Source organism: Streptomyces sp. (assembly GCF_031181705.1).
In the GTDB taxonomy this organism is placed as follows: Bacteria; Actinomycetota; Actinomycetes; order Streptomycetales; family Streptomycetaceae; genus Streptomyces.
In genome coordinates, this window is record NZ_JAPSKN010000084.1 from 14408 (window position 1) to 25854 (window position 11447).

At 68.5% G+C, this 11447-nt stretch carries 10 protein-coding genes, 1 tRNA gene and 2 pseudogenes; 11 read left to right on the plus strand and 2 right to left on the minus strand.

All coding sequences use genetic code 11. From position 1 onward, the window contains the following. A pseudogene (locus RIN80_RS17240) lies at positions 1-136 on the plus strand (UDP-N-acetylenolpyruvoylglucosamine reductase); the annotation flags it as partial. Between the two features lie 213 nt (positions 137-349). On the opposite strand, the gene RIN80_RS17245 reads toward RIN80_RS17240, so the two are convergent. Together RIN80_RS17245 and RIN80_RS17250 are read right to left on the minus strand one after the other, a co-directional pair. Beyond that, on the minus strand, positions 350-1381 hold the full coding sequence (locus tag RIN80_RS17245) for an adenosine deaminase (RefSeq protein WP_309096488.1): 1032 nt from the start codon (positions 1379-1381) through the stop codon (positions 350-352). A gap of 134 nt (positions 1382-1515) precedes the next feature. Next, positions 1516-2742: a pyridoxal phosphate-dependent aminotransferase gene (locus tag RIN80_RS17250; RefSeq protein WP_309096489.1), complete on the minus strand. Its 1227-nt coding sequence runs from the start codon at positions 2740-2742 to the stop codon at positions 1516-1518. Positions 2743-3048: 306 nt separating this feature from the next. Here RIN80_RS17250 and RIN80_RS17255 point away from each other — a divergent pair. The 10 genes and pseudogenes from RIN80_RS17255 to RIN80_RS17300 form a co-directional block, all read left to right on the plus strand. Further along, positions 3049-3121: transfer RNA gene (locus tag RIN80_RS17255), tRNA-Trp, on the plus strand. A gap of 108 nt (positions 3122-3229) precedes the next feature. Next, on the plus strand, positions 3230-3514 hold the full coding sequence (secE, locus tag RIN80_RS17260) for a preprotein translocase subunit SecE (protein ID WP_094054434.1): 285 nt from the start codon (positions 3230-3232) through the stop codon (positions 3512-3514). An 80-nt stretch (positions 3515-3594) separates the two neighbouring features. Then, on the plus strand, positions 3595-4449 hold the full coding sequence (nusG, locus tag RIN80_RS17265; protein ID WP_309096490.1) for a transcription termination/antitermination protein NusG: 855 nt from the start codon (positions 3595-3597) through the stop codon (positions 4447-4449). Positions 4450-4619: 170 nt separating this feature from the next. Next, positions 4620-5054: a 50S ribosomal protein L11 gene (gene rplK, locus RIN80_RS17270; RefSeq protein WP_003992325.1), complete on the plus strand. Its 435-nt coding sequence runs from the start codon at positions 4620-4622 to the stop codon at positions 5052-5054. Between the two features lie 77 nt (positions 5055-5131). After that, entirely contained in the window at positions 5132-5857 is a 726-nt protein-coding gene (gene rplA, locus RIN80_RS17275) for a 50S ribosomal protein L1 (protein WP_142193709.1), read from the plus strand. Positions 5858-5984: 127 nt separating this feature from the next. Further along, positions 5985-6842 carry a hypothetical protein gene (locus tag RIN80_RS17280; protein WP_309096491.1) on the plus strand — a complete coding sequence of 286 codons (858 nt, stop codon included), beginning with the start codon at positions 5985-5987 and terminating at the stop codon, positions 6840-6842. 90 nt (positions 6843-6932) lie between these two features. After that, positions 6933-7769 carry a DUF1396 domain-containing protein gene (locus tag RIN80_RS17285; protein WP_309096492.1) on the plus strand — a complete coding sequence of 279 codons (837 nt, stop codon included), beginning with the start codon at positions 6933-6935 and terminating at the stop codon, positions 7767-7769. Between the two features lie 313 nt (positions 7770-8082). After that, the gene (rplJ, locus tag RIN80_RS17290) at positions 8083-8613 is read left to right on the plus strand and encodes a 50S ribosomal protein L10 (protein ID WP_142193707.1); all 531 of its coding nucleotides are present in this window, start codon (positions 8083-8085) and stop codon (positions 8611-8613) included. Between the two features lie 115 nt (positions 8614-8728). Beyond that, positions 8729-9115, plus strand: a complete 387-nt coding sequence (gene rplL / locus RIN80_RS17295) for a 50S ribosomal protein L7/L12 (protein WP_309096493.1) — start codon at positions 8729-8731, stop codon at positions 9113-9115. A gap of 573 nt (positions 9116-9688) precedes the next feature. Beyond that, a pseudogene (locus tag RIN80_RS17300) lies at positions 9689-11447 on the plus strand (DNA-directed RNA polymerase subunit beta); the annotation flags it as partial.

Consider the following 11447-nt stretch of genomic DNA (forward strand, 5'->3'; position numbering starts at 1 on the left):
GCTGGCGCTGACGAACCGCGGTGACGCGACGACGGAGGATCTCCTCGCCCTGGCGCGTGAGGTCGTGGCCGGTGTCCAGGAGGCGTTCGGCATCACGCTGGTGAACGAGCCGGTGACGGTCGGGGTCGGCTTGTAGGCGCGTGGCGTCGGCGCGGGGGTCACGCGATCCGGCGCGGCGGGGTGCGGCAGCGCCCACCCTCCCCCGAACTCCCGGCTTCGCTCGAGCAGGGGGACCCCCATCGCCCCCAGCGGCACGACTGCCCGCAGCCAGGGCGGAAGCACGACGCGTCCGCACCCGCGGGCCGGCCCCGGCCCCCACCCCACCGTCAGGCGAAGAAGCGCACCCGCGCTACGACACCAGCCACGCGTCCACCCCCGCCAGCAGCTTCTCCTTCACCCCCTCCGGCGCCGCCGACCCCCGGACCGACTGCCTCGCCAGCTCCGCCAGCTCCGCGTCCGTGAAGCCGTGATGGACCCGCGCGATCTCGTACTGCGCCGCCAGCCGGGACCCGAACAGCAGCGGGTCGTCCGCGCCCAGCGCCATCGGCACCCCCGCCTCGAACAGCGTCCGCAGCGGCACGTCCTCCGGCTTCTCGTACACCCCCAGCGCCACGTTCGACGCCGGGCAGACCTCACACGTCACCTGCCGGTCCGCCAGCCGCTTCAGCAGCCGGGGATCCTCCGCCGCCCGCACGCCGTGTCCCAGCCGGTTCGCCCCCAGGTCGTCCAGACAGTCCCGCACCGACGCCGGCCCGGCCAGCTCGCCCCCGTGCGGCGCGGACAGCAGCCCGGCCTCACGCGCGATCCCGAACGCCCGGTCGAAGTCCCGGGCCATGCCCCGCCGCTCGTCGTTGGACAGCCCGAACCCGACCACGCCCCGGTCCGCGTACCGCACCGCCAGGCGCGCCAGCGTCCGCGCGTCCAGCGGATGCTTCATCCGGTTCGCCGCGACCAGCACCCGCATGCCCAGCCCGGTCTCCCGCGACGTCGTCTCCACCGCGTCCAGGATGATCTCCAGCGTCGGGATCAGCCCGCCCAGCCGCGGCGCGTACGACGTCGGGTCGACCTGGATCTCCAGCCACCCCGACCCATCGCGCAGATCCTCCTCCGCGGCCTCCCGCACCAGCCGCTGGATGTCCTCCGGCGCCCGCAGGCACGAGCGCGCCGCGTCGTACAGCCGCTGGAAGCGGAACCAGCCCCGCTCGTCCGTCGCCCGCAGACTCGGCGGTTCCCCGCTGATCAGCGCCTCGCTCAGCGCGTCGGGCAGCCGGACACCGTACTTGTCGGCCAGTTCCAGCACGGTCGCGGGCCGCATCGACCCGGTGAAGTGCAGGTGCAGATGGGCTTTCGGCAGCTCAGAGACATCACGTACACGCTCCATCCCAGGATCCTGCCGTACGCCTCGGCCGTCCCGGTAGCCGTTTCCCCTTTCGTGGTCTTGCTCGCACAAACTAAGGGGGCACATACCGAATCCGGTATGTGCCCCCAGGCCCCGGAGGGCCGGCGCGGCGAACGTCAGTCCCGGGCCTCCGCCAGCAGCTTCTGGATCCGGCTCACGCCCTCGACGAGATCCTCGTCACCCAGCGCGTACGACAGCCGCAGATACCCCGGCGTACCGAACGCCTCACCCGGCACCACCGCGACCTCGGCCTCCTCCAGGATCAGCGCGGCCAGCTCGACCGTGTCCTTGGGCCGCTTGCCCCGGATCTCCTTGCCGATGAGCGCCTTCACCGACGGGTAGGCGTAGAACGCGCCCTCCGGCTCGGGGCAGACCACGCCGTCGATCTCGTTCAGCATCCGCACGATGGTCTTGCGGCGCCGGTCGAACGCCTCGCGCATCGTCGCCACGGCGTCCAGGTCACCGGAGACGGCGGCCAGCGCCGCGGCCTGGGCGACGTTGGAGACGTTGGACGTGGCGTGCGACTGCAGGTTCGTCGCGGCCTTGACGACGTCCTTCGGGCCGATGATCCACCCCACGCGCCAGCCGGTCATCGCGTACGTCTTCGCGACACCGTTGACCACCACGCACCTGTCGCGCAGCTCGGGCAGCACCGCCGGAAGCGACACGGCGGAGGCGCCGCCGTAGACCAGGTGCTCGTAGATCTCGTCGGTCAGCACCCACAGGCCGTGCTCGACGGCCCAGCGGCCGATGGCCTCGGTCTCCTGCTCGCTGTAGACCGCGCCGGTCGGGTTCGACGGCGAGACGAAGAGCACGACCTTCGTCTTCTCCGTACGGGCCGCCTCCAGCTGCTCCACGGTCACGCGGTAGCCGGTCGTCTCGTCCGCGACGACCTCCACCGGGACGCCCCCGGCCAACCGGATCGACTCCGGGTACGTCGTCCAGTACGGCGCGGGCACGATGACCTCGTCGCCCGGGTCGAGGATCGCGGCGAAGGCCTCGTAGATGGCCTGCTTGCCGCCGTTGGTGACGAGGATCTGCGAGGCGTCGACCTCGTAGCCCGAGTCGCGCAGCGTCTTCGCGGCGATCGCGGCCTTCAGCTCGGGCAGGCCACCGGCCGGCGTGTAGCGGTGGAACTTCGGGTTCTTGCAGGCCTCGATCGCGGCCTCGACGATGTAGTCCGGGGTCGGGAAGTCGGGCTCACCGGCGCCGAAGCCGATCACCGGCCGCCCGGCGGCCTTGAGGGCCTTGGCCTTGGCGTCCACGGCGAGGGTGGCCGACTCGGAGATCGCGCCGACTCGGGCGGAGACCCGGCGCTCGGTGGGAGGGGTTGCAGCGCTCATGCGCCCCATCGTTTCAGACAGGAAACGCGGGCGGCACGGGGGTTTCACAGACTGAACAACGCCGGGCAAACCCCTGAACAACAGTGCGGACACCCCGCGCCGCCAGGTCGATCTTCAGCCGATATCCCGGGACGCGACGCCCTCCCGGCAGGCGATCTTCCGCCAACGTGCCCGTCCCGCGGTCCTATCTGTTCGACGACCGGCCCCGGACCACGTACACTCTCACCTCGTTGGCCTCCCGCAGGCCGCGCCCGTCCGGTGCACACCAGGCATCCGGACGGATGCGGTACGTTGGGGGACACACAAAGGGTCGTAGCTCAATTGGTAGAGCACTGGTCTCCAAAACCAGCGGTTGGGGGTTCAAGTCCCTCCGGCCCTGCTACACACACCTTCGCCAGGATGTGTGCGCATGTACGTACAGCAATGCACCGCCGTGCGGCTCAGACCGGGCGCGGCACGGCCACGACCCGGAATCAGGTGAGGACGAGTGACGGACGCCGTGGGCTCCATCGACATGCCTGATGCCCAGGACGAGGCGCCGGAGTCCAAGAAGACCCGCAAGGGCGGCAAGCGCGGAAAGAAGGGCCCGCTGAAGCGGCTCGCCCTCTTCTACCGCCAGATCGTCGCGGAGCTGCGCAAGGTCGTCTGGCCGAGCCGCAACCAGCTCACGACGTACACGACCGTGGTGATCATCTTCGTCGTCATCATGATCGGCCTGGTCACCGTGATTGACTATGGGCTCAGCCACGCCGCCAAGTACGTGTTCGGCTGAGCAGCCCGCGAAGAGCGCCGAGGTACCCGGCGCTCCTTTCGCATGTTCCACCCCCATGTATCCAGGAAGAAGCAGCCACCGTGTCTGACCCGAACGTGAACGACGCCATCGAGCCTGTCGAGTCCGTCGAGGACGAGCTCGACACCGTCGAGGGCGCGGACAGCGAGGACACCGAGACCTCCGCCGCCGAGGTCGAGGCTGCCGACGCCGTCGCGGACGACGACGCCGCCGAGGCGGAGACCGAGACCGGCGAAGAGGTCGCGGACGACGACGCCGCCGAGGCGGAGACCGAGGCCGAGGAAGAGCCCGAGGACGACCGCGACCCGGTCGAGAAGCTCCGCGAGGAACTGCGGGTCCTGCCCGGCGAGTGGTACGTCATCCACACCTACGCCGGTTACGAGAACCGCGTGAAGACCAACCTGGAGCAGCGCGCCGTCTCGCTGAACGTCGAGGACTACATCTTCCAGGCCGAGGTGCCGCAGGAAGAGGTCGTCCAGATCAAGAACGGCGACCGCAAGACGATCAAGCAGAACAAGCTCCCGGGCTACGTCCTGGTCCGCATGGACCTGACGAACGAGTCCTGGGGCGTCGTCCGCAACACCCCCGGCGTCACCGGCTTCGTGGGCAACGCCTACGACCCGTACCCGCTGACCCTGGACGAGATCGTCAAGATGCTCGCCCCGGAGGCCGAGGAGAAGGCCGCCCGCGAGGCCGCCGAGGCCGAGGGCAAGCCGGCTCCGCAGCGCAAGGTCGAGGTCCAGGTGCTGGACTTCGAGGTCGGCGACTCGGTCACCGTCACCGACGGCCCGTTCGCCACGCTGCAGGCGACCATCAACGAGATCAACCCCGACTCGAAGAAGGTCAAGGGCCTCGTGGAGATCTTCGGACGCGAGACGCCGGTCGAGCTCTCCTTCGACCAGATCCAGAAGAACTAGATTTCTTCCGGACCCACCGCTTCCGCGCAGGTCAGGCGAACGCTCCGGCGCTTGCCTGACCTGCGCGGTTTTTGGCCGCGCATCCATACCCGTTATCGTTGTGCGGTATGCCTGCATCCGGGTGGTCCCCGGAGGCGGGCAGGACCCGAACCGAAAGGACCCGGAGAGCTATGCCTCCCAAGAAGAAGAAGGTCACGGGGCTCATCAAGCTCCAGATCCAGGCCGGTGCCGCCAACCCGGCCCCGCCGGTCGGCCCCGCGCTGGGTCAGCACGGCGTCAACATCATGGAGTTCTGCAAGGCTTACAACGCCGCGACCGAGTCGCAGCGTGGCTGGGTCATCCCGGTGGAGATCACGGTCTACGAGGACCGCTCCTTCACCTTCATCACCAAGACCCCGCCGGCCGCCAAGATGATCCTGAAGGCCGCGGGCATCGAGAAGGGCTCGGGCGAGCCGCACAAGACCAAGGTCGCGAAGATCACGCGCGACCAGGTCCGTGAGATCGCCACGACCAAGATGCCCGACCTCAACGCCAACGACCTGGACGCCGCCGAGAAGATCATCGCCGGCACCGCCCGTTCCATGGGCGTCACGGTCGAGGGCTGAGCCCCAACCTCCATCAGCAGAAGTGGCAGGGCCTGCTCGGCCCGGACCACGACTCCTAAGCATCCACAGGAGCAGTAGTGAGCAAGCGCAGCAAGTCCCTTCGCGCTGCGGACGCCAAGATCGACCGGGAGAAGCTCTACGCCCCGCTCGAGGCCGTCCGTCTCGCCAAGGAGACCTCCACGACCAAGTTCGACGGCACCGTCGAGGTCGCCTTCCGCCTGGGTGTCGACCCGCGCAAGGCCGACCAGATGGTCCGTGGCACCGTGAACCTCCCGCACGGCACCGGCAAGACCGCCCGGGTCCTGGTCTTCGCGACCGGTGACCGTGCCGAGGCCGCGCGTGCCGCGGGCGCCGACATCGTCGGCGCCGACGAGCTGATCGACGAGGTGTCGAAGGGCCGTCTGGACTTCGACGCCGTCGTCGCCACCCCGGACCTCATGGGCAAGGTCGGCCGCCTCGGCCGCGTGCTCGGTCCCCGTGGTCTGATGCCGAACCCGAAGACCGGCACCGTCACCCCGGACGTCGCCAAGGCCGTCAACGACATCAAGGGCGGCAAGATCGAGTTCCGTGTCGACAAGCACGCGAACCTGCACTTCATCATCGGCAAGACGTCCTTCGACGACGCCAAGCTGGTGGAGAACTACGGCGCGGCGCTGGAGGAGATCCTCCGTCTGAAGCCGTCCGCCGCCAAGGGTCGCTACATCAAGAAGGCCGCCATCACCACCACGATGGGCCCCGGCATTCCGCTCGACCCGAACCGCACCCGCAACCTCCTCGTCGAGGAGGACCCGGCCGCGGTCTGAGCCGTCAGGCTCACCCAACCGGTCACGGGCCCCGCACCTGTCACAGGTGCGGGGCCCGTTCCCTTTTCCGGTACGCGCGTACCCGGCCTGGGTTAACGTGCGGGAACCGGATGGGAACGGGGGACGTATGCAGGGCACGACCGTGCGCCGAGCGGGCCGGGTGCTCGCCGCGGCGACCGCGCTGGCGGGACTGGCCGCCTGCACCGCCCCGGACCCCGCCGACCGCCCCGGCGAGGACCACCGCGGCCCCCGCGGCGGCTCCCTGGCCGCCCTGCGCTCCGCCGAGCGCGCCACGGAACGCGCCGGTTCCGCCCGGGTCGAGTCCACCACGACCATGGGCTCGCTGATGTCCATGACCGCCGACGGCACCCTCGGCTGGCGCGACGGCATCACCGGCACCCTGACCATCACGTACACCGGCGGCACGATCGCCGACACCATGCGCCGGCTCGGCACCACCTCCATGGAGGCCCGCTATCTGCCCGACGCCTACTACGCGCGCATGGGCGAGACGTTCGCCGAGAAGGCCGGCGGCAAGCACTGGATCCGGTACGGCTACGACGACCTCGAAGCCCTCGCCGGCGGCTCCGGCGCCCCCCTCGGCGACCAGCTGCGCTCCACCACACCGAACCAGTCCGTCAAGCTCCTGCTCTCCTCCGGGGACGTCCGCAAGGCCGGCCGGGAGAGCGTGCGCGGCCGGCCCGCCACACACTGGTCCGGCACCGTGGACACCGCGGACGTCACCGACGCCGCCCTGAAGAGGCAGCTCACCGAGGCCGGCGTCACCTCCGAGACCGTCGACATCTGGGTCGACGAGCGCGACCTCCTGGTCAAGAAGGTGGAGAAGGCGCGGATGGCCGACGGTCTGATGACCCAGACCGCGCACTACGGCGACTACGGCGTGCGGGTCCGTGCCGAGCGGCCCCCGCGGTCCGACACCGGGGACTTCGAGGACCTCGTGCGGCAGGGGGCCGGGACGCCCTGAGGCCCGGAATCCGGATAGATCACTTGTGCCCCCCTGGGATAGGCTCGCCGCCTTGCTGTGCAGCAAGCACGTATTCCTTGGGGGGAATCAATGAACAAGTCCATACCTGCCGCCGGTCTCGGTGCCCTGCTGCTCGCCGCCGGCGCGGTCGGCTGTGGAGCCGAGAAGTCGGAGTCGCCGGAGATGACGCCGGCCGCCGCCGTCGCCAAGGCGGCGAAGAACACGGAGGACATCACGTCCCTCCACTACCGCATGAGCGGTACGGCGCCGGAGTCCGGCAAGGTCAAGGGCGAGGCGTCCATGCGGCTGAAGCCCACGATCGCCATGAGCATGAAGGTCTCGGCGTCCGGCCAGGCGGCCGCCGCCGGGGAGACGGAGATCCGCCTCGTCGACAAGGCCATGTACATCGGTGGGGGAGCCGAGATGGCCAAGGAGATGGACGGCAAGACCTGGATGAAGTTCGACCTGTCCGGCTCGGAGGCCGGCAAGGAGCTGGACCAGCTGGGCTCTCCCAGCCAGGCCGAGCAGAACCCGGCCGCGGAGTCCACCTTCCTCACGGGCGCCAAGGACGTGAAGAAGGTCGGCACCGAGAAGGTCGACGGCGTCGAGACGACCCACTACTCGGGCACGGTCACCCTCGCCGACCTGCGCGCCTCCCTCAAGAAGGAGGACGCGGAGACCCGCGAGCGGCGCGAGAAGAGCATCAAGCAGTACGAGAAGATGGGCGTCGACAAGCTCACGATGGACATGTGGATCGACGGTGACGACCACACCAAGCAGTTCCGCACCAAGGGCGACACCGACAAGGGCCCGCTCGACATGACCATCACCTTCCTCGACTACAACGAGCCGGTGGAGATCAAGGCCCCGCCCGCCAAGGACGTCGCCGACCTCGCCGACCTGTTCAAGGACCTCGACGCGAGCTGATCGTTCCGGTCCCGTCGATCCGTCCCACGAGCGGATTTGCTTGACGGCGACCCGTTCCCGTACGCTCCTACAGAAGCCAAAGACCGCTGGTCGTTACCGCGCGCTCGTACGAGGGCGCGGTGGCCGAAGGATCCGCTGAACGGCGGACGACCCGCGCAGGTGACACAGGAGAAGCTCCCGGAGTCCGCCCGCCCCGTGCGTGCGTGAAACCGGTCGAGCCACGCCCCGTGCGCTTGCGCCGGGGCGTTTCGTTTTCCCCAGTCCTCCTTCGGGTCCGCGCGGTCCGAATCACCCGGAAGGAGGCCGAGGCTCTATGGCGAGGCCCGACAAGGCTGCCGCGGTTGCCGAGCTGACGGACAAGTTCCGCAGCTCCAACGCCGCCGTGCTGACCGAGTACCGCGGTCTCACCGTGGCGCAGCTCAAGACGCTGCGTCGTTCGCTCGGTGAGAACGCCCAGTACGCCGTGGTGAAGAACACGCTGACCAAGATTGCGGCCAACGAGGCCGGGATCACGCTCGACGACCAGCTCTTCGCTGGTCCGACGGCCGTCGCCTTCGTCACCGGTGACCCGGTGGAGTCGGCGAAGGGTCTTCGTGACTTCGCCAAGGACAACCCGAATCTCGTCATCAAGGGCGGTGTCCTTGACGGCAAGGCGCTGTCCGCCGACGAGATCAAGAAGCTTGCGGACCTCGAGTCCCGCGAGGTTCTGCTCTCCAAGCTGGCCGGTGCCATGAAGGGCAAGCAGTCGCAGGCTGCCTCTGTCTTCCAGGCGCTGCCGTCGAAGCTCGTCCGCACCGTGGACGCGCTCCGTGCCAAGCAGGACGAGCAGGGCGGTGCCGAGTAACTCGGCTCGCATCCCGGCCGCCGCTGCCTGAACGCGGCGACCGTAGCGGGCCAGTAGTACGCCCGCCTCACATGTACATCCGGCACCTGCCGATTTAGTGGAAGGACCGCCAATCATGGCGAAGCTCAGCCAGGAAGACCTGCTCGCGCAGTTCGAGGAGATGACCCTCATCGAGCTCTCCGAGTTCGTGAAGGCGTTCGAGGAGAAGTTCGACGTCACCGCCGCCGCGGCCGCCCCGGTCGTCGTTGCCGGCCAGGGTGGCGGCGCCGCCGCCGAGGCCCCGGAGGAGAAGGACGAGTTCGACGTCATCCTCGCCGGCGCCGGTGACAAGAAGATCCAGGTCATCAAGGTCGTGCGCGAGCTCACCTCCCTGGGCCTGAAGGAGGCCAAGGACCTGGTCGACGGTGCGCCGAAGCCGGTTCTGGAGAAGGTCAACAAGGAGGCCGCCGACAAGGCCAAGGAGGCCCTCGAGGGCGCCGGTGCCTCCGTCGAGGTCAAGTAAGACCTCCCGGATCCGACAGGATCCCCACGCGTCCCACCGGACGTGTAACGCGTAAGCGCCGAGGAGCGATCATCCATCCGGGTGGTCGCTCTTCGGCGTTCCCGGGGTGCGGCCACGGTTGCCTTGCAGCCTCCGTGACGGGGGGTATGGTGATCTTCGTCGTGTCTCCGGGCGGCCCGGGTTCGGGGGCAGGGGGGCCTTGACGAACCGCACGCAGCGCGCAATTCTCAGGACGCGTCGTCACAGGATCCGAATCCGAGGCATGGATCGGCGACGAAGAGGGCAGTATCAACGTGCGTTGAGGGCAGGGCCTTGTCGCAGGAGTGGAACAACGAGGGTGAACACGGGTTCCAGAACCCGCACTGGACATCAGTGTGCCGACTGGCTACACTGACCCTTTGCGCTGCCTGTTAGCTGTCCCCTGCCCGTCACCAGGGGTCTGCCCTCGCCCGAGCATCGATGACAAGACATGCCTGACCTGGCCTTTCGGCCCTGTGGGCACAGCTTGTCTCCGTGTACGGGAGAGGGGCCGGTACGCGCGTAGTGAGTCCGAGCCCTCGGAAGGACCCCCTCTTGGCCGCCTCGCGCAACGCCTCGACCGCGAATACGAACAACGCCGCCAGCACTGCCCCGCTGCGCATCTCTTTTGCAAAGATCAAGGAGCCTCTTGAGGTTCCGAACCTGCTCGCGCTGCAGACCGAGAGCTTCGACTGGCTGCTCGGCAACACCGCCTGGCAGAGTCGGGTCGAGGAGGCTCTCGAGAACGGTCAGGACGTCCCCACCAAGTCCGGGCTCGAGGAGATCTTCGAGGAGATCTCCCCGATCGAGGACTTCAGCGGGTCGATGTCGCTGACCTTCCGCGACCACCGCTTCGAGCCGCCGAAGAACTCCATCGACGAGTGCAAGGAGCGCGACTTCACGTACGCGGCCCCGCTCTTCGTCACCGCCGAGTTCACCAACAACGAGACCGGCGAGATCAAGTCCCAGACGGTCTTCATGGGCGACTTCCCGCTCATGACGAACAAGGGCACCTTCGTCATCAACGGCACCGAGCGTGTCGTGGTGTCGCAGCTCGTCCGTTCCCCCGGTGTCTACTTCGACTCCTCCATCGACAAGACGTCCGACAAGGACATCTTCTCCGCCAAGATCATCCCGTCCCGGGGTGCCTGGCTGGAGATGGAGATCGACAAGCGCGACATGGTCGGTGTGCGCATCGACCGCAAGCGCAAGCAGTCCGTCACCGTCCTGCTCAAGGCGCTCGGCTGGACCACCGAGCAGATCCTGGAGGAGTTCGGCGAGTACGAGTCCATGCGCGCCACCCTGGAGAAGGACCACACCCAGGGCCAGGACGACGCGCTGCTCGACATCTACCGCAAGCTGCGTCCGGGCGAGCCCCCCACGCGTGAGGCCGCGCAGACGCTCCTCGAGAACCTCTACTTCAACCCCAAGCGCTACGACCTGGCCAAGGTCGGCCGCTACAAGGTCAACAAGAAGCTGGGCACGGACACCCCGCTGGACGCCGGGATCCTGACCGTCGAGGACATCATCGCGACGATCAAGTACCTGGTGAAGCTGCACGCCGGCGAGACCGAGACGGTCGGTGACAACGGCACCTCCGTGGTCGTCGAGACCGACGACATCGACCACTTCGGCAACCGCCGCCTGCGCAGCGTCGGCGAGCTCATCCAGAACCAGGTCCGCACGGGTCTGGCGCGTATGGAGCGAGTCGTCCGCGAGCGGATGACGACCCAGGACGTCGAGGCGATCACGCCGCAGACCCTGATCAACATCCGGCCGGTCGTCGCCTCCATCAAGGAGTTCTTCGGCACCAGCCAGCTGTCCCAGTTCATGGACCAGAACAACCCGCTGTCCGGGCTGACGCACAAGCGGCGTCTTTCCGCGCTCGGCCCGGGTGGTCTGTCCCGTGAGCGGGCCGGCTTCGAGGTCCGTGACGTACACCCCTCGCACTACGGCCGCATGTGCCCGATCGAGACGCCCGAAGGTCCGAACATCGGTCTGATCGGCTCGCTCGCCACCTACGGCCGGGTCAACGCGTTCGGTTTCGTCGAGACCCCGTACCGCAAGGTGTTCGAGGGCCAGGTCACCGACCAGGTCGACTACCTCACGGCCGACGAGGAGGACCGCTTCGTCATCGCGCAGGCCAACGCGCCGCTGACGGACGACATGCGGTTCGCCGAGGCCCGGGTGCTCGTCCGCCGCAAGGGCGGCGAGGTCGACTACGTCGGCCCCGAGGACGTGGACTACATGGACGTCTCGCCGCGCCAGATGGTGTCGGTCGCGACCGCCATGATCCCCTTCCTCGAGCACGACG